Source organism: Halovenus aranensis, assembly GCF_900100385.1.
Lineage (GTDB): Archaea > Halobacteriota > Halobacteria > Halobacteriales > Haloarculaceae > Halovenus > Halovenus aranensis.
In genome coordinates this window covers 43,965-62,505 of record NZ_FNFC01000013.1, presented here as the reverse complement: position 1 = coordinate 62,505, position 18,541 = coordinate 43,965, and the positions used below count along the sequence as shown (strand labels likewise).

Here is an 18,541-nt window from a genome sequence, read left to right as displayed (position 1 = left end):
AAGTGTCAGTCATTCGTTACAACGACCATGACACACTGGACAGAAGAGATGTTCGTCGAACACGCCGACGTGTTCGAGCGGACGATGCAGGGTCGTGTCGAAGGCACCGACGAAGAAGTCGACCAGTTACTCGACCTGCTCGACGACCACGGTGTCTCCCCCGACTCCGTTCTCGATGTGGCCTGTGGCATCGGCAGACACACCGTCGAGTTCGGCAAGCGCGGGCTCACCGTCCGCGGCCTCGATATCTCGCCGGCCTACGTCGAGTCCGCCAGAGAGCGGGCCGGCGAGGCTGGGGTGGCCGACGCGGTGACCGTCGAGGTCGGCGACATGCGCGAACTCGGGGCAAGAGACGGCGAGTACGGTCTCGTGACGAACATGTGGACGGCCTTTGGCTACTTCGACGAGGCAACCAACGAGGCAGTCGCGGCCGGCTTTCGCGAGCGGGTCGCCGACGACGGCGCGCTCGTGATGGAGCTCTCGAACAAGGAGTACACCCTCGGCAACTACCGCGACTCCCACGCCGGCCTCGACGACGGAACGCTCTACGTCGAGCGAAACGAGTACACGCCTTCGACTGGGCGGATGGAGACGACGTTCGGCCTCTTCGAGCAAGACGGCGACGACTACGAGCATCTCGGGGAGGTGGAGTGGGACCTGCGGTTGTACGCCCCCGCGGAGTTGCGTTGTCTGCTCGAACGCGTCGGCTTCTCCGAGGTGGCTCTCTACGGCGGACTGGACGGGGCACCCCTGACGCGGGAGTCGAACCGGCTGGTCGTCGTCGCCCGGCCCTAGAACGGAATCGTCTCGGCCGGTTCGACGCTGTAAGCGATTGCGAGTTGGGCGACTCCAGCGAGAATCAGCACGACACCGGCGACTTTCGTCAGCGTGCCGGCCCGTGCGAGAGCCGTATCGAGCAGCGCCTGGCGACCGACCGCCGTCATCACCGTCGCCGCGAGCATGAGCACGGCGAACCCGGCGGCGTAGGCACCCAACACGACCGCGGTCCCGCCGACAGAGAACTCGAAAGAAAGGACGGTGACCGACAGAAAGAGCGGGAGTACACACGCCGTCGCAGCGAGTGCGTACATCACGCCAAAGAGCGCGAATCCGAGGACGCTGGCGCGTCGCTCCGGGAGCGGGACGGTAAACGAGAGCGCCCCTTTTCTGAGGACGAACACACCGAACACGACCAGAGAGACGCCAACGAGCACTTCGAGCAACGGAATCGCACGCTCCAGCAGTTCACCGGCAGCGAGGGCAACGACCGACAGCACCGCAAAGGCGAGCACAGCACCCAGACTCGCCGCGCCACCGCGGGCAAGTGCACCCGCGAGTGGCGCTCGCTCTCCGTCGACAGTCGCCACGTAGTAGCCGATGTAGCCGGGCAGGAGTGCGACGACACACGGTGAGAAAAACGCCGTCATACCAACCCCGAAGGCAAAACCGGCTTCTGCTGTGAGTGACATTACCGTGCCTCGTCGATACGGCGCAGAATAGTCGCTGTCTCCTTGTAGCCACCATCGGCCCAGGTGAGTTGATTGTCGGCGTCGATGACCGCCGAGTAGGGGACACCCGAGGCGTCAAGTGCCTTCGTCAGTTCGAGGTCCTCGTCGTGGGCGACCGGCCAGTTGCCGTCGTGTTCGCGCCACCAGTCGACGACATCGGCGGGCTGAATCGTCTCGCCGATCGGTTCGTTAGTCACCGAGACGAATTGAACGTCCGCAGGGACGGCGGCCGCGGCGTCGTTGAGCGAGTCCATCTCGCGGCGACAGGTCCGACACCACGTTGCAAACATCGTCACGAACGTCACCCGGTCCGATTCGGGGACGACCTCTGTGCCGGCAGTGCTCCCTGGTGCCTCAAACCGGGGGAGTTCGACCGGCTCGACTCCGCCGTCACCGCCCGCGAAATCGAGTCCACCGAAAGCGACGGCTGCACCGCCGCCGAACACTCCGAGCGCGCCCAGTCCGGCGAGTGCTTCACGACGACGCATACTGTATCGTTTGTGAGTTTGCCTGCGTGTTGTTAAATCTGCTTCGTTCGGTTCCGCTTCGTGCAACCGCGGACCGCGCCATTGATACTGCCGCAACGACAACCAGATGTATGCACACGTCGATGGAAATGCCGTCCGTCGACCGTCTGGACGGGCTGGCACTGCTTGCAACTGCCCTTCTCCTCGTGTTCGCGTACGTCGTCTATCCGGACCCGATGGTCAAGTTCACTGTCTGGCTGATTATCTTGACCATCTACATGACGTGGTTCTGTTATTTCGGCGTGAAGTGGCTCTACGACGTGTACATGTAATCGGTACCGGGCCGGGGCGAAGCTGTCCACTCTATGAACACGCAGAGAGTGAAATCGCGGGTCTGAACAGTTCTACCCCGACGGGCGAAGCTTTGAAATGTATACAGTCGTATGCTATGGTGAACCATGTGTCACGGACACTCATACCGCGCCGACGATAGCGACGAGACAGAGACGGAGTACGAGCCCGAGTTCCTCAACAAGGAATCGAGTGCCGACGCAGAACTCGTTACCGACGGCGGCGACGAGGACGACGAGTAACCGCGAGCGCGCGGTTGTCGCCAGCATTCCTATTTTTTGACCGCCCGTAGTCGCTACGTTGGCTGTTCGAGTGCCTGACCGCCGTCGACGCTTGTCCGGAGTCCAGCGCCGGTGGCTGATTGTGCCACGCAGAGTGACTACAACCTGTCGGGAAGTCTGAGATAGCAATCACCGTGAGGGACTGTCTACAGTTGTGTGAACGTACAGAGTGTGGATACTGTCGTCTCAGACACGGACAGGCGGTTGAAGAGGCTCCAGCCAGTATACTAGAATCCAACGCGGGTTCTACGATGACACACTCAGATTATCCCGTCTCTGACCTCCCGACACCCGACCCAAGGCACGGGCCGGAGACAGTCGTGGAGATACAGCTCGAGGCGCTTGCTGACAACGACGACCCGGTCGAGAACGCCGGTATCAAGACCGCATACAATTTTGCATCGCCAGCCAACCGTCGTGTGACCGGCCCACTCGACCGGTTCGTCAGAATGGTCGAGGGACCGCGGTACGCGCCGATGATTGACCACGTCGAGGCGGAAACCGACCCGGTCGAGCGGTCCGGCGAGCAGGCCAAACAACGGGTGGCACTTACTGGCTCTGCGGGCCGGACAGTCAGCTACCAGTTCGCGCTCTCTGTCTGTGACAGGGAACCGCTCGATGGGTGCTGGCTCACCGACAGCGTTCTCGACTGAGAACGGGCGCTGTGTCGAGTTACCGTGGAGGTGTCCTCTCAGACGCCAGTCAGCACGAAGCTCGTACGAGAGTCGGCCACGTCGTCAGACATGGGACAGGGCGATACCGAGCAGTCGGATACTGCTGTCGAGTTAGCCGAGGTTGATGTTGACGTTCTTGACGCGGGTGTACTCCTCGATGGCGTACTTACCCTGCTCGCGGCCGGTGCCGCTCTCTTTGACGCCACCGAAGGGAGTCTGTGGGAACGTGTTGGGCGTCTCGTTGACGTTGACCATGCCGTATTCGAGGTCACGCGCGAACTCGTGAGCGCGCGAGAGGTCGTTCGTCCAGACACAGGACATCAGGCCGAACGGCGAGTCGTTGGCGACTTCGAGGGCCTCCTCCTCGTCGCTGACCTCGATAACCGATAGGACCGGGCCGAAAATCTCCTCGCGGGCGATGGTCATGTCGTTTGTCACGTCGGTGAACACCGTCGGCTCGACGAAGTAGCCCTCGTCTTTGCCCTCGGGGACGCCGCCGCCGGTGGCGACGGTCGCACCCTCCGATTTGCCCGTCTCGATGTAGTCGAGGACCTCCTCGCGCTGGGACTCGCTGACCATCGGTCCCATCTGGGCGTTGTCGGTGATTCCGTCACCGAGCGGGATGGATTCGGCCTGGTCGACGACCATCTCGACGAGGTCGTCGTGAACGTCCTCGTGGACGACCAGCCGCGAGCCAGCCCAGCACATCTGGCCGCAGTTCATGAAGATGCCATAGCGGACACCCTGGGCGGCCGCGCCGAGGTCGGCGTCTGGGAACACGACCTGTGGGCCTTTCCCGCCGAGTTCGAGGGTGACGTTCGTGACCTGCTCGCCGGCCGTGGCCCCGATTTCGGTCCCGATTTCGGTGCTGCCGGTGAAGGTGAGGTGGTCGACGTCGTCGTGTTCCGCGAGCGCACTGCCGGCAACGCTGCCCCGCCCGGGGAGGACGTTGATGACGCCGTCGGGCAGGCCCGCCTCTTCGGCGGCTTTCGCGTAGTACAGCGCAGACAGCGGCGTCTGACTGGACGGTTTCACGACGAGGCTGTTGCCACAGGCCAGCGCGGGCGCAATCGACCGACCCGCGAGTTGGAAGGGGTAGTTCCAGGGAACGATGTGGCCCGTGACGCCGACGGGCTCGCGCAGCGTGTAGTCGATGCGGTTGCCTTCGACGGGAATCTGGCTTCCCTCTACCTTGTCTGCCCAGCCGGCGTAGTATCGGAGTGTGTCGATAACCATCCCGTGTTCGAGTTTGGCCTCGAACTGGGTCTTGCCGTTGTCGCGTGCTTCGGCAAGTGTAATCTCCTCGCGCCAGGACTCGAGTGCGTCAGCGAAGTCGTGCAGCATGGACGCACGCTCTGACGGAGCCATCGTCCGCCACTCGCTTCCCGTCTCGACGGCCTCGCGGGCCGCTTCGACGGCCGTTTCGACGTCCTCGGCCGTCGCCGCCGCGACCGTCGCGTAGACGTCTTCTGTCGCCGGGTCGACAGACTCCAGTTCCTCGCCGCCCGCAGCGTTCGTCCACTCGCCATCGATGTACAGGCTGGTCGGACCTTCGTAGCTCATGCACCCGAAACCACGTGGCCCAGTACTGTATAGGTCTAGCAAACGCCACAGCCAGGTCGGGAGCGCACTACCTCGCGGATACGGCTCCCGCGCTGCCAGAGCGTTACCGTCGTCGGCGAATCGCAAGCAGCGTCCCGCCAAGGGCTGCGAGGACCGCAATGGCAGGCGTAAATCCGGGACCGCTCGAATCGGAGTCGTCGGTTTCGGAGCTGTCACTCTCGAGTTCTGCGATGCGCTCGTCTTTCTCCTCCAGCTGTGCTTCGAGGTCTGCGATTTCGTCGTCGCGGTCACTCAGTTGGGATTTGAGGTCGCTTAGCTGGGACTCTAGCTCCGCGATTTCGTCGTTTTTGTCGACGATATCCTCCTCGAGCGCCTCGAGTGTCGCTCGGGCGTCCGCGAGTTCGTTTTCGAGAAGCGTCGCCTCGGAAATCATTGCGTCACCGTTCAGCCGCGACGTGTCGAACCCGTTGCGCTGTGGGTCAATCACGGAGTCGTTGTATGTGCCGTACATCTGAACGGTGTCACTGCGTTCCGAAAGTGCCACCAGAGCAGCCTGGTTGACCGACAGACGGAGCGTGTTGTCGGTGAGTTCGGCTGACTGGACAGCGAGCTGTCCCGCAGTCTCGTTCATCACGGTGAACGACGACCGCTCGATGGAATCGACGGCGTCGGGCACGTCGTATTCGAGTGTCGCCACGTCACCGTCGAGCGAGATATCGGCCTTCCCGAGTGAGCGGGTTGTCCGGCGGATTCGGTCCTCCTCAGGTGGCGTTATCGTTCCCTGCTGTTCGACGTAGTTGACGACTGCGGTGCCGTACAGCGTGAGGTTTTCATCGACCGTTTCGAGCTCCGAGAGCATCGGACCGCCGGCCATGTAGGAGTTGACAGCAACCTCGTAGGTCTTTCCCAGGTCGATAGGGTCTCCCTGGACGTAGACATCAGTCACCTTTCGCTCGGGGTCGGGACGGTCGACGACTTCGTAGGAGAGGCCACCGACCTGCAGCTCCGGCTGAACGCCGAAGTCGTTGTCGAAGGGGGCGGCAGTCCGCGAGAGGTAGTCGACGATCTGCTGGCCGGTCATCGCCTTTGTCACGAGCGTGTTTCCGAAGGGAAGCGACGTGTAGATGTCGTCGTAGGTAACCTCGCCCTCGTCGATGATGAAGTTCCCACGGATGCCGCCAGCGTTTGTCATCGCCAGGTCGGCACCGGTCTGAGCGAGGAACGCGTCGCCGATAACCCGGCCCCAGCCGGTGTCGTCGGCGTAGTTTCCGAACGTCGAGTCGAGGGAGGCAGTCGCTTCACCGGCGACCTGTGTGAGGTCCTCGGTACGGCCAGCCTGGACGACCTCGTCTGCCGTCTCGTTCATCGACCAACTCCCTTCCTCAAGGTTGTAGAGGCTGCCGCCGTCAAAGCCGACCGCGTCGTCACCGACAGTGAGGTTGACCTCGCCGAGGTGTGTCGCTTCGCCGCCGGCCTCAACGATAGCGGTTCCAGAGGTGACCTGAGGCCCGTAAAGTACCTCGTCGTCACCGGTGACGATAACGTCGATGTTGTCGGTGTTGTTGGCGATCTCTTTCGACTCGGGGACGCCAGTGTGGGTGAGTGCAACGACGACGTCGACGTTTTCCTCCTCTTCGAGCGTCGTCGCGACCTCGCTACCGGCTTGTGACCAGTCGGTCACCTCGTACCCCTGTTCCTCGAAGTCGACCGCTGTCTTTGGGTCGATGGCGTCGTCGACGAGGCCGAGAATCCCGATTGTGACGCCCCCGCGTTCGACGGTCGTGTAGTTCTGTGTCCCCGGAACGTTGCCGCCGTCCTCGGCTCTGATGTTTGCGACGAGCCACGGGAACTCAGACTCCTCGGTGAAGTTCTCGACGGCCCCGAAGCCGTAGTCGAGGTCGTGGTTTCCGAGGACCTCTGCTGCAGGGTTCAACACGTTCAGCGCGTCGACCGGAACGCGCCACTCCGAGACTGCCGACAGCGAGCTCGGGCTCACCTCGTCCCCACCGCCGACGACGAGCGTCGGGTTATCGAGCGCCGCCTTGCGGTCGTTGATTGCGCCGACAAGTCGTGCCATCGACTCGTTGTCGGCCATCGCTGTCTGGATATCGTTGTACTGGATAATCGTGAGGTTCGTGCCAGTGTCGACAGACCCATTCAGGTCCGCGACAGCGCGCTGGTCCGGTGCCCCGTCGGCGGCGACGGCCCCGGAAACAGTGAGAAAAAGCGCCGCTAACACGGCCCCCGCGAGCAACAGACCTGTTCTCGCTTCTCGGTTCGACTCGACCACGCGGCTGAGAGTCCACATTACGTTCGTCTCAAGCGCCAGGCGCCACATATTTCTTGAGGATTTACTATACATATCCCACACAATCTAAATATATGTCTCAATGGCACACTGTAGCCAGCGCCACGAGGGCGACCAGACTGCCTGCAGTGCAGGGGTAGACAGGAGCTCTGTCTCGTCCTCAGTACGGCCGCCGTCCAGCGGCAGGCGTCGACAGTAGATTCATACCGTCGACTACCCAACACCAGCGTAGATGCGTCTGGAGGAGTTCATCGACGAGTTCGAGCGTGACGAGGATGCGGAACGTCGGCGTCTCGCCCGCGAGAAGTCCTACGAGATTACGGACCACCTCGACGACGTGGAACGGCAGTTCGAGCAGGTGGTGCAGGGGGACTCGCTGTTCGGGTCGACGGCGCCCGAGATTTTCGTCGGTCGTTCGAACTACCCCGACGTGTCGACCGGGTTGCTCTCGCCGATGGACCGCGAAGCCGACGCTACTCGGTACGCCACGAGCGGCGAGTGGTACCAGCAGGGGCTGGCTATCGACGACGTGCTCCAGCGCCGAACGGGCTTACTCAACTCCACGCGGTCTGCCCAGGTAAACGTCGAGGACGTGTGGGACGGCTTCGTCGGTGTCCAGCGGGAGGTCGCCATCGCCGACCAACCCGTCGACGTCGAGGTCGGCCTCGACAGCGCGCCCGAGGTTGACCTCTCACTCGACGATATTTCGACACCGACCGGCCCGCGGGCGCGAGCGACCGACGCCACACTTGCCGAGAACCCGTCAGTCCCGCGTCCGGTCGAGAAGACGCTGGAAGACGACGACTGGGCCGCCGAGGGCGCGATAACCTACCTCTACCGGCGCGGCTTCGATGTCTACGACATCAACACGATTCTCTCGGCCGGCGCACTCGGTCAGGGCCACAACCGCCGGCTCGTCCCGACGCGGTGGTCTATCACTGCAGTCGACGACACCGTCGGCCAGTATCTGCGTGGCTCGCTTCGCAACGCCTCGAGTCTCGACCAAGTACAGGTCTATTACAACGAGTACATCGGCAACCAGTACTGGGTGATTCTTGCCCCGGGCAACTGGGAGTTCGAGCTGGTCGAGTTGAAGGCACCGGGCAGTATCTGGAACCCGAATCCCGACGGTGACTACTATCTCGCGGCAGATTACGAGAGCTACGAGGGGCGAACTGGCTACGTCGAGGAGACCGCCGGCGCGTATCACGCCTCGCGGCTGGCGGTGCTCGAACATCTCGACGAAATCGACCGCCAGGCGACGTGTCTGGTGGTTCGACACGCCAGTGACGGCTACTGGGCACCGGTCGGCGTCTGGCAAATCCGAGAGGGCATCCGCCACGCCTTCGAGGGCGAGCCCGCGACCGCAGAAACGTTCCACGACGCCGTCGGAACTCTCGCCCCACAGCTGCCGGTCTCGCTCGGGGCACTCCGGCGGAAGTCAGCGCTGGTCGCGGGGATTCAGTCTCGGCTACGTGACTTCTAAGCCGCGGGTTCCGGAAGATTTTATCGTTTCGCTCACCTGAAAGAACGTGATGGGGCGGCGTTTGCAATCGATTCTCAGTCGCGTTCGACAGGCCCAGCACCGCGAGTCGCGTGACCTGCGACGGTGGCTCGAACGGACCAACACAGTTGTCCATCTCTCGATTCTGTTCGTCGTTCCGCTGCTCGTGGCGCTCGTGACGGCGCTCTCGAACAGAGTGGGGCCGCTCTCCTTTCTGGTGTATCCGCCGCTTGCGTCGGGAGCGTACACGCTCTTTGCCAACCCCGAGGGACGGTACGCGTCGCCGCTACGGTTTGTCGGCGGCCTCACAGTGGGTGCCACCTGTGGCTGGGTCGCTGTCGAGGTGACGAGTCGGCTGTTGTACACGACACCGGCCAACGAGGTGAACGCGACCGCCGCGGCACTGACGATTTTTATCACCGGTCTCGCGACGTGGCTGTTCGGGGTCGAGCAGCCTTCGGCGTTCGCGATGGCCCTCGTGACGCTGTTCGTCCACACGCGGGTGGCACATCCCCTGTTTTTCGTGTTCAGCGCCGCCCTCAGCAGCGCAATCGTCGCGGTTGGATTCGAAGGATGGCGGCGGTATCTCTACGAACAACGCGCCCACTATCTGTATGAGACGACCAGCGGTGACGACCGCGTGCTCGTACCGATGCGCGGGCCGAACCCCGGCGCGACCGCGATGCTCGCCGCCCGTCTCGCGGCGGCCCACCGCGCTGGCAAGGTCGTTTTGCTCGACGTCGTTGACCAAGAGTGGATGGCTCGTGCCGAGCGGTCACTCCTGGAAGACCACGGCAGCACGAAACTCGTCAAGACCGGTCCGGTGCTGGAGGGGGAACCGACAGCGGAGGGACCAGACGGCGAGATGGGGCCGCGCGAGGCCGTCAGCGAGTCGGTCGCGACCCTCGAACGACAGGCGACGCGAATCGAAACGCAGGTCGATGTCCCCTGTCAGGTGGTCGTCGCAGCGTCGGGGTCGACCCTGGGGTCGACAGTGCTACAGACCGCATCGCAAGCGAACTGCGACCTGGTGGTGTCGCCTGCCGCCTCGGACTTCGGGAGTGTGACACAGTTTACCCGTGAACTCTTTCAGGGAGACGTAGACGTACTCCTACACCAGTCAGAGGGTGGGCGCACGCGCTGGCGACGGGTGCTCGTTCCCGTCAGAGAGGCGGGTGGAGTCGCACACAACATGGTCGATTTCGCCACGCGTCTGACAGGCGATACCGGCGAGGTCAGCGTCGGTGCCTGTGTCTCGGGCAAACGAGAGCGCCGGCAGGCAGAGGAGATGCTCGCCGATATCGTCGAGCCGTTCGATGGCACCATCGAGACGCGTGTCTCACAGTCCAGTGTCGAAACGTTCCTCGACCGCCATGCACACGAGTACGACCTCGTCCTGATTGGCGCGAGCCAGGACCGGAGTGTTGCCTCTCGGCTCCTCTCCCCGCCGACTTTCGAGCGCATCGACGACGGCCTCGACACCGATGTCGGCGTCGTCGACCGACACTGAGTGCGTCCGGTACGGTCCCGTCGGCGGCCGGGGAGGAAACCGTTAACAATCGACCGCCCGAACGTTTCGCTATCATGGAACGAGGGCGTGTGTAATGTCTTCTGACGCGTCGTTTCTTCAGTCGACACGAATCGACTCGCGCGGCGCGCGTGTCGTGAGTCGAGTGTTCGCGGCGGGCGGTGCTGCGCTCATTGCCGTTACCGTCGCCGATACGCTGGCCGCCCAAGTCGTGGTCGTCGCCGTGCTGGCGCTCGTGTTCACCGTAGTCCTGGGCGTTCTCTACAACCGTGTGTTCGCCTGAGGGGTGCCGGCAGAAATCTCTGCATTGCATGTGACACGGCACCAAGAGACGGACCAGAACAGCAAAGTCGCCCGCGCGTGACAACCAACTCGTATGGTCAAGATAGTCGACTTTCTCCACCGGAAAGACGGGATGAGTCACGAGGAGTTCGTCGAGCGCTGGCAGGGCGAACACGGTGAGCTCGCGAAGCAACTACCCGGGCTGCAGTATTACAGCACGTCGGTCCCGACCGACCCCGAGAAGGCCGAGTACGACGGCGTGCTCGAACTCGGGTTCGAGGATATGGCTGCACTCGGGGCAGCCTTCGACTCCGAAATCGGTCAGGAGGTACAAGCCGACGCTGAGGAGTTCATCGACGTCGGTGTCGGGCCGCGGATGATTGTCGAAGAGAACGTCCACGTCGACGAGCAATGACCTCGACAGCAGCCGCACTGGTCACGACACTCGAAGAACTGGACACCGAGTACGTCTTCGGCTACCCTGGCGGTCGCGTCATCGAACTGCTGGAGTATCTCCCCGAATCCGATGTCGATGTCATCCGTCCCCGTGACGAGCGAGAGGCGAGCGTGATGGCCGAGATGCACGGCCGCCTGACCGGGAACCCCGGCGTATTGACCGGACAGGGGCCGTGGATTGGGAGCCTGGGCATGATGGGACAGATGGAGGCCAGACTCTCCTCGTCGCCGATGGTCGTCCTCACCGAGGCATCCGAGCGTGGCGAGTACTCGACGCTCGCGCCCTACCAGCAGGCCCGCGGTGACTACGGCGGCTTTAGCCTCCCCAGCATCCTCGACGGCGTCGCCAAGGAGTGGTGGTTCCCCCGAACGCCGACGGAGACGCTCCGGTCGACACAGCTCGCGTTCAAACACGCTGTCGCGGGTCGGCCCGGCCCGACGGCGATAATCCTCGACGGCGACGCAATTACCGAGGAGATGCCCGAGGACCCGATTCCGCCGACCTGGGAGAGTACCGAACAGACCAAGACGTGGGACTCCGCCCCGACCGCATCCGACACCGAGTCGGCCGTCGAGGCGCTGGAGGCGGCCGAGCGCCCGGTCATCATCGCGGGCAACGGCGTTCACGCCGCACAGGCTTACGACGAACTCGCCGCAGTCGCCGAGGCATACGACTGTGCCGTCACCACGTCTTACCTGGGGAAATCGACCTATCCCGAGACCGACGACCGAGCAGTCGGTGTCATGGGGTCGTTCGCCCACGAAGGAGCCAATCAGGTCGTCAGCGAGGCCGACACACTGCTCGTGGTGGGCTGTCGGATGAACCCGATGGACACCAACTGGCAGGCTCCCGAGTTCATCCGGCCCGACGAGCAGACAATCATCCACGCAGACATCGACACGCGCAACGCTGGCTGGGTCTATCCGGCCGACGTGGGCCTGATTGGCGACGCCAAAGAAAGCCTCCAGGCGCTGGCCGAGGCAGGCGGGGGTCAGAACGACTGGGCGCTCGACCGCGCCAGCGAGGCACGCGAGTGGTTCCACGCCCCCGAGTGTGACTCGGATGCCTCGCCGGTCAAGCCACAGCGCGCAATCAAGGAAATCGAAGCCGTCGTCGACGAGGACACAATCGTCACGGCCGACTCGGGCAACAACCGCTTCTGGCTGCTCTATTACCTCCAGACGCCCGCAGTCCGGACCTACTTCGGCAGCGGCGGCGTCGGCGGCATGGGCTGGTCGGTGCCCGCGGGGGTCTCTGCGGCGCTGACGACCGACAACGACGTCATCTCGGTCGCCGGTGACGGCGGCTTCGCCATGACGATGAACAGTGTCGAGACGGCCGTCGAACACGGCGTCGCGCCGACGTTTGTCGTCCTGAACGACACCAGCCTCGGGATGGTCCGCCAGATGCAAGGCGAGCACACGATTGCCGGCGTCGAGTTCCACGACACCGACTTCGTGAAAATCGCCGAGGCCTTCGGTGCCGTCGGCACGCGCGTCGAGGAGGCCGACGCCTTCGCCGACGCGCTCGAAACCGGAAAAGCAGCCGACGAGCCTCACGTCATCGAGGTCCGTATCGACCGCGACGAGGAGATGGCCGACACGCTCACCTCCTCGTTCTACGAATCCGTCGGCGGCCTCCACGAGTAGCGGCGACCGCGTTCTCAGTGTAGCATGTCGCGGGTCTCCTCGTCGAGAGGGTCCGCGATATCGCCCATAATCGTTTCGAGCAGGTCGGTGACGGTCACCATGCCGACCACCTCGCCGTCTTCGATGACCAGCGCGAGTTCCTGGCGCTCTGCCTGGAACTGGTCGATGGCGTCGCTTACGTCCGTGTCCGGCGAGAGCGTCATCGTCGGTGCCGCGAGTTCCGCGAAGTCGAGCGAGCCGTTCGAGAGTTCGTCTCGTCGCCTGAACAACACTGGCGTGTAGACGATGCCACGGAAGTCATTCAGTTCGTCACCGATGAGGGGGTACCGCGTGTGTGGGTGTTCTTCCATCTTCTCGAAGTTGGCCGCGCCGTCTTCGGTCGACAGCGCGACGACCTCCTCTGGGGGGACCATCACCTCACGGACCGACTGTTCGCCGACGGTCAGGGCGTTCATCACTTCCTCGCGGCGCTCCTCGGGGAGGCCGCCCTCTTCGAGGGCCGAGCCGATCCGGTTCCGGAGGTCGGCCCGTGTCTCGATGACGTCTTCGCCGGTCTCGGTCCAAGACTGGGTCATCTCGATGCCGAACAGGCCAAGTGTTCCCTTTGCGACCGAGTCACCGACCCAGATTGCCGGGGCGAGAACCTTCGCGAACCAGTACAGCGGCCGCGAACCGTACCGACAGACCTGTTTCGAACGCTCGACGCCAAGGTAGGTCGGCGTCTGCTCACCGTGTGTCAGGTGGACGAGATTAATGAGCAGGAAGCCAAGCAGCGAGCCAGCGCCGACTGAAGCGAGTGCGCTGTTTTCGAACAGCGGCTCGAACAGCGCCGCCAGCCCCGGCTCGGCGATGATACCGAGCGCGATACTCGTGGCGGAAATCCAGACCTGACAGGTCGTCAGGTAGAACTCCAGGTCGTTGGTCATCTCCCAGGCCAGTTCGAGTCCGGGCGTGTCGAACTCCGATTTTGGGTACTGTCGGGCGCGGGTCAGCCCGAACTCGATGGCGACGAAGAAGGCGTTAACACCGATGAGAACGATACCGCCGAATATCCGTAAGCCGATTTCCAGAGGGCCCATTATCCGACGGTACTGACAGGAGACATAAATTAGTATGTGAAACGGCGCGTGCTGGAAGCGTCTCACAGTGGTAAAATGGCGGTGGGTCCCAGGCTGAGAACGGCCCAATTTTTAGTGTCACGGAGCCAATTTCAGACCATGGCAGAAAAGTCAAGCAGCGACGAGTCGGCCCCTGAGGCCAGTCTGCTCCCCGTGATACTACTGGTCCTCGCAGTGCTGGTTATTGTGCTCGGAGGTGCAGCCGGCTATATCGTAGCGACTACGTAGCAATCTTCCCGGGCCATTCGGACCGCCAGGTCACGAGATGCGTTCGATATGGCCAGGGAGCCGTCGAATCTCAGTTTGAGTCCGCGATAGTCATCACAGGCACTGGTGCGGAGCGGACGGTTTTTTCTGCCACACTTCCGAGAAGGATACGGTCAGTCCCGCGTTTTCCCGTCGTCCCCATCCCGACAGCGTCTATCTCGTGTGATTCGACGCTCTCGAGTATCTCCTCGACGGGCGAGCCGTACTCGATATGACGGACAGTATTCGCCACTCCGCAGGCGTTGGCCGTTGAGACGACAGCTTCGACGGCGTCGGTCGTGACTTGTTCGCTCTCTGTCTCGGAAGCCGTCGAACGGACATCCGCTTCACCGACAGTATCGTCCACGACAGACAGGACGTGCACAGTCGCATCCAGCGCCGCCGCGAGTTCGACCAGAGACTCCGCGGCGTGTGTCGCTGCGGTACTCCCGTCGGTCGGAACGAGGACGTTCTCGTAAGGGAATGTTAGTTGTTCGTCGGGTTGCATGCGGACTGTGAGTACAGGAACCGACGAGAGACGGACGACCTTCTCGGAGACACTTCCGAGGAGGTAGCGTGAAACCCCGTCACGGCCGTGAGTTGGCATCACGACGATGTCTTGGTCGTATCGTTCGGCGTAGTCGACGATGGTCGGGGCTGGATTACCCTGGACTACGTCTGTCTTGTACGTGTTCCCGAGGGTATCAAGCGTTTTTGCGGCCTCCTCGAGAATGTCTTTGCCTTGTCGTTCGAGGACGTCGACAGTCTGGCCTTCGACGACTGTGACACTGTCACGTGCAGTGTCGGCAACATAGAGGACGGTGATCGTCGCGTCGGCCCAGTGGGCAATCTCGCTGGCGTGATGGAGTACCTCGGCTGCACCATCGCTACCGTCGTACGGGAGCAGGACGTTCTCGTACATTTGTCTAACTGGTCGTTCGTCATCTGATACCCTAATGGTTTGTGCCGTTTCTCGGTGGTACGAGGTGCCGACTGTCTCAGGGTGAGGTTACTATCGGTTATGTTCACGTGACAGTACCGGCGAGACACCGCTGGTCAGTCGGAGTCGCTCTCACCTGGCGGTTCTTCGTCGACTGACTCGGCGGTGTCGCGGTCGACTGCCACCTGGACTTTCTGGATACGGGTGTTCTCTACCTGTTCGGCTCGAAGCGTGACGTTCTCGTAGTCGAACTCTTCGTCTTGCTCGACCAGGCGGCCCGCGAGATTGAACACGAAGCCTGCGATACTCTCGAATTCCTCGCCTTCTGGCAGTACGATATCGAGCGCCTCGTTGATTTCCTCGATGTTGACCTCGCCGTTTACAAGGACAGTGTCGTCGTCGACGAACTTGATCGGACTCTCTTCGTCACCTGCTAGTATCTCGCCGACGATTTCCTCTGTCATGTCCTCCATCGTAATGAGGCCCTCGGTAGCACCAAACTCGTCGACAACGATGACCATGTGCATCCGATTCTCACGCATCTCCGAGAAGAGCTTGTCGACGTCCTTGGACTCGGGAACGTGGAGTGTCTGACTGACCTCGTCTTCGACCTTGCGGTCGGTGAATACGTCGTAGTTGGAGTATTCCAAATCACGGATGTCGAAGACACCGATTACGTTGTCGAGTGAGCCCTCATACGCGGGCAGGCGGGCATGTCCTGATTTGATACACTCCTTGATGGCCTCCTCAACGGTCGCCTCCGTGGAGATAGCTGCCATGTCGAGGCGAGGGGTCATTACCTCCTTAGCGCTGGCGTCGGTGAATCGCAGGGCACGCTGGAGGCGCTGGCGTTCTTCCTCGTCGAGAACACCCTCGCGCTCGCCGGTCTGAATCATGTTCCGAATCTCGTCCCGCGTGACGTACGTCGACTCGATAGACGGACTCCCGCCGGTGAGACGGTTCACAAGATTCGTCAGATAGTAGAATACCGTTATGAGTGGCCAGAGCACCTTTTCGACAACTGTGAGCCCTATGGCGACACGCCGAGCGTGGAGTTCGGTGTTTTCAACGGCATACGACTTGGGTGCGCTCTCGCCGAATACCAGCACCATCGACGTGATGCCGAGTGACGAGACGATAACTGCCGTGCCTGCATCGAAATAAAAGCCGACGATAGTCGTCGAGATCGAAGACATCGTGATATTGACGATATTGTTTCCCACGAGAATTGTCACGAGCAGACGGTGAGGTTTCTCTTTGAGTGACTTGACCGCTTGTGCGCCGCGCAAGCCTTGCTCGACCATCGCGTCAATCTGGTGGTTGGGCAGAGAGAACAGCGCTATCTCGGACGAGGAGAAAAAGCCCGACCCGACGAGGAGGAGCAGAATCAAGCCGATACCGATACCGGTGACCGCCGTCTGGCCCAGTTCGACACCAGTGACTGGCACACTGTACTGCAAGAGACGGCCCCCGGGTAGTGCTGTGAGCAGGGATATCCACATATTACCGCCTACCATGTGAACAGAGAAGTAACCCCCGGTAACCGAGGACGACCGGTTTGTGTCACTGTCTCCGTCGCTGACTGTGGTGGCAGGTGTCGGCACCACAGGTCGTGACTCGTCTACCCCCTCCGAATCGGACCCAACCTTTCACTATCCACGGGTTCTCATGGGCAGATATGGTAGTCGATGTCGCGACACTGACACGGGTTGGTGTCGCTGTCACTGCGGTCGTGGCGGTTCTGTTTGGCGTCTCACTCGCGGGCAGACAGCGGGTTCGGCGCGTGCTCACCGACCGGTTCCTCTATGGGGTCCCCTGGGGGAGTCTGGTCGTCATCGTCGGCGTCTTCGCGTTCTATCTGTTCGCACAGAGCGGCCTTCGACACTGGAACGAGCCCGTCGTCGTCGCCTTCCGAAACTGGGCGTACCCCTACGTAACGGGGATGATTACCTCCGCGTTCGCCCACGCGTCGCCCTCACATCTGCTCGGAAACATGCTCACTACGGTGGTGCTCGCGCCACTCGCGGAGTTTATCTGGGGACATTACCCCTACGAGCGAACGGCGACACGGTCCCCCGTCGGCTCCGGCGACAGCCGTGTGCCCGACTCTCCAGAACCGGCCGAGTTCGATACGAGCCCCACCACAGGGATTCCGAGCGGCGACCCCGACACGCCAGCCCCAGAGGAAACCGACACCGAAGACGGCTCTCGTCTCCGCGACCGACCGGTCGTGCGCGCGCTGGTCGTCTTCCCTGGAGTCGTCCTCGCGGTCAGCTTACTCACCTCACTGTACGCGCTGGGTTGGTCGCTCGGGTTCTCTGGGACAGTGTTTGCCTTTCTTGGGTTCGTCCTCCTGCGGTATCCGGTGCTTACGGCCGTCGCGCTGCTTGGCGCGAGTTTGGTGAGCACGCTGTTAAACACGTTTTTGACGCCTGTTCTCCGGGCAACCGCGGAGGGTGGGCCGCCGCAACCGCCCGCGTGGGCAGGTGTCAACGTCCAGGCACACCTGCTTGGCTTCCTCATCGGTGTCGCACTCGCGCTCTGTCTGTTGTGGCACCGCGACAGCCTGCCGGACCCGGCACGCCTGTTCGGCGCGACCGTGCTGGTGGCGACAGTCCAGGGGTTGTGGGAGCTATCGACGGCAGACGGCGGGACCTTCACCCGATACCAGGGCATCGGTATCGTCTTCGTCCTCGTGTTGGCGATGCTCATCACCTACGTCGCCACGAGCGAGAACAACGCTGCGACCGACCGCGTCGCGACCGCTGTTCGTGGGGTCGCCGTTCTCTGGCTGCTCGGGAGTGTCGGGGTCGCTGCCGGCGTGGTCGCGCTTTTCGGGACGGACACGATGACCGTGCTGTCGGTCGCCGCAGTCGTGCCGGCGCTTGCCCTCCCCGGGGCAGTATTGATTGCGCCCGACGGTGTCGGTGTGCCGGTAACATCGCGCCGACTGTTGTTTGCCGCGCTGGTCCTCGTTACGGTGGTCATCGCGTTGCCGAGTGTCGCGGGGAACTCACTCGGGATGGAGAGTGATGCCGTGCCAGAGGGTGCGGTCACGGTCGGTGACTACCACGTGAGCTACGCCGAAGACGCCACCAGCGGGCGGACGGAGACGACAGACAGCGGGCTCGTCGTCGTGAGCGAACGGCGATACGTCTGGAGTGTGACTGTCAGCGACGAGGTGCTCGAACACGACGGGACGGCGACGATACCGGTCGGCGGCGTCGGGTGGCGCGAGACCGTCCGGGCCGAGCGGACCGGCTGGAACGTCGTCGGCAACGACTCGGTATACGTTGTCGACCTCGAAACCGACACGACGCGCGAACGGTCGTTCACGTCTGCCCCCTCACGTGCGTCAGTAACTCTCGCTGGCAACCGAATCGTGCTTGTTCCAACCGAGAACGGGTTCAGCCTCACGGTAACGCGTAACGGCACAGAGGTCGGGTCAGCACAGGTTCCACCGCCGGGGGATGCAGTCACTGTCGACTCACTGACGTTCAGCACTACCGCGTCCCGTGATGGGACGACGGTACTCTTTGCGTTAACTGATGACTCGCGTGTCGCAATTGCACAGAAAGAGTAACGCTGTGTCCATTTTTCGGCACTTCTGAGCGAGAAACACACCCAAACATTTTATGTTTGTTATTCTGTAACTCGTCTTGAGG

The 18,541-nt window shown here is 62.4% G+C and carries 17 protein-coding genes; 10 read left to right on the top strand and 7 right to left on the bottom strand.

Features of this window, described 5'->3' with window-relative positions; all coding sequences use genetic code 11:
* Positions 1-27: 27 nt before the first annotated feature.
* A complete protein-coding gene (locus tag BLR34_RS13155; RefSeq protein WP_092703793.1) occupies positions 28-795 on the top strand; it encodes a class I SAM-dependent methyltransferase in 768 nt (255 codons plus the stop codon).
* Here the strand turns inward: BLR34_RS13155 and BLR34_RS13150 are convergent.
* Entirely contained in the window at positions 792-1,469 is a 678-nt protein-coding gene (locus tag BLR34_RS13150; RefSeq protein ID WP_092703791.1) for a cytochrome c biogenesis CcdA family protein, read from the bottom strand. The two genes, BLR34_RS13155 and BLR34_RS13150, sit on opposite strands and share 4 nt — an antisense overlap.
* Positions 1,469-1,996: a TlpA family protein disulfide reductase gene (locus BLR34_RS13145; protein ID WP_092703789.1), complete on the bottom strand. Its 528-nt coding sequence runs from the start codon at positions 1,994-1,996 to the stop codon at positions 1,469-1,471. The genes BLR34_RS13150 and BLR34_RS13145 overlap by 1 nt, the downstream gene beginning before the upstream one ends.
* 110 nt (positions 1,997-2,106) lie before the next feature.
* On the opposite strand from BLR34_RS13145, the gene BLR34_RS13140 reads away from it, so the two are divergent.
* From BLR34_RS13140 to BLR34_RS13135, 3 genes are all read left to right on the top strand, one after another.
* On the top strand, positions 2,107-2,307 hold the full coding sequence (locus BLR34_RS13140) for a hypothetical protein (protein WP_092703787.1): 201 nt from the start codon (positions 2,107-2,109) through the stop codon (positions 2,305-2,307).
* Positions 2,308-2,433: 126 nt separating this feature from the next.
* On the top strand, positions 2,434-2,568 hold the full coding sequence (locus BLR34_RS17515; protein ID WP_281240906.1) for a hypothetical protein: 135 nt from the start codon (positions 2,434-2,436) through the stop codon (positions 2,566-2,568).
* A gap of 290 nt (positions 2,569-2,858) precedes the next feature.
* On the top strand, positions 2,859-3,260 hold the full coding sequence (locus tag BLR34_RS13135; RefSeq protein ID WP_092703785.1) for a DUF4864 domain-containing protein: 402 nt from the start codon (positions 2,859-2,861) through the stop codon (positions 3,258-3,260).
* 132 nt (positions 3,261-3,392) lie between these two features.
* Here the strand turns inward: BLR34_RS13135 and BLR34_RS13130 are convergent, their stop codons facing one another.
* Together BLR34_RS13130 and BLR34_RS13125 are read right to left on the bottom strand one after the other, a co-directional pair.
* Positions 3,393-4,844 carry an aldehyde dehydrogenase family protein gene (locus tag BLR34_RS13130; protein WP_092703783.1) on the bottom strand — a complete coding sequence of 484 codons (1,452 nt, stop codon included), beginning with the start codon at positions 4,842-4,844 and terminating at the stop codon, positions 3,393-3,395.
* Between the two features lie 103 nt (positions 4,845-4,947).
* Positions 4,948-7,152 (bottom strand): 5'-nucleotidase C-terminal domain-containing protein, encoded by a 2,205-nt coding sequence (locus tag BLR34_RS13125; protein WP_092703896.1) that lies wholly within the window; start codon positions 7,150-7,152, stop codon positions 4,948-4,950.
* A gap of 232 nt (positions 7,153-7,384) precedes the next feature.
* On the opposite strand from BLR34_RS13125, the gene nreA reads away from it, so the two are divergent.
* The 5 genes from nreA (at position 7,385) to BLR34_RS13100 (ending at position 12,572) form a co-directional block, all read left to right on the top strand.
* The gene (gene nreA, locus BLR34_RS13120) at positions 7,385-8,638 is read left to right on the top strand and encodes a DNA repair protein NreA (RefSeq protein WP_092703781.1); all 1,254 of its coding nucleotides are present in this window, start codon (positions 7,385-7,387) and stop codon (positions 8,636-8,638) included.
* Positions 8,639-8,687: 49 nt separating this feature from the next.
* The gene (locus BLR34_RS13115) at positions 8,688-10,166 is read left to right on the top strand and encodes an HPP family protein (protein WP_092703779.1); all 1,479 of its coding nucleotides are present in this window, start codon (positions 8,688-8,690) and stop codon (positions 10,164-10,166) included.
* Positions 10,167-10,260: 94 nt separating this feature from the next.
* On the top strand, positions 10,261-10,467 hold the full coding sequence (locus BLR34_RS13110) for a hypothetical protein (RefSeq protein ID WP_092703777.1): 207 nt from the start codon (positions 10,261-10,263) through the stop codon (positions 10,465-10,467).
* Between the two features lie 93 nt (positions 10,468-10,560).
* The gene (locus BLR34_RS13105; RefSeq protein WP_092703775.1) at positions 10,561-10,881 is read left to right on the top strand and encodes an EthD domain-containing protein; all 321 of its coding nucleotides are present in this window, start codon (positions 10,561-10,563) and stop codon (positions 10,879-10,881) included.
* Positions 10,878-12,572 (top strand): thiamine pyrophosphate-binding protein, encoded by a 1,695-nt coding sequence (locus BLR34_RS13100; protein WP_092703773.1) that lies wholly within the window; start codon positions 10,878-10,880, stop codon positions 12,570-12,572. Before BLR34_RS13105 ends, BLR34_RS13100 begins: the two co-directional genes overlap by 4 nt.
* A 14-nt stretch (positions 12,573-12,586) precedes the next feature.
* Here BLR34_RS13100 and BLR34_RS13095 read toward each other — a convergent pair whose 3' ends face one another.
* The 3 genes from BLR34_RS13095 to BLR34_RS13085 all read right to left on the bottom strand — a co-directional run bounded on the left by BLR34_RS13095 (position 12,587) and on the right by BLR34_RS13085 (position 16,378).
* Positions 12,587-13,651 (bottom strand): hemolysin family protein, encoded by a 1,065-nt coding sequence (locus tag BLR34_RS13095; RefSeq protein ID WP_092703771.1) that lies wholly within the window; start codon positions 13,649-13,651, stop codon positions 12,587-12,589.
* A gap of 337 nt (positions 13,652-13,988) precedes the next feature.
* Positions 13,989-14,858, bottom strand: coding sequence for a universal stress protein (locus tag BLR34_RS13090; protein ID WP_092703769.1), 870 nt, complete (start codon positions 14,856-14,858; stop codon positions 13,989-13,991).
* A 134-nt stretch (positions 14,859-14,992) separates the two neighbouring features.
* Positions 14,993-16,378 (bottom strand): hemolysin family protein, encoded by a 1,386-nt coding sequence (locus tag BLR34_RS13085; protein ID WP_092703767.1) that lies wholly within the window; start codon positions 16,376-16,378, stop codon positions 14,993-14,995.
* A 176-nt stretch (positions 16,379-16,554) separates the two neighbouring features.
* Here BLR34_RS13085 and BLR34_RS13080 point away from each other — a divergent pair, with 176 nt between their 5' ends.
* Positions 16,555-18,459 (top strand): rhomboid family intramembrane serine protease, encoded by a 1,905-nt coding sequence (locus BLR34_RS13080; RefSeq protein WP_092703765.1) that lies wholly within the window; start codon positions 16,555-16,557, stop codon positions 18,457-18,459.
* Positions 18,460-18,541: the final 82 nt, after the last annotated feature.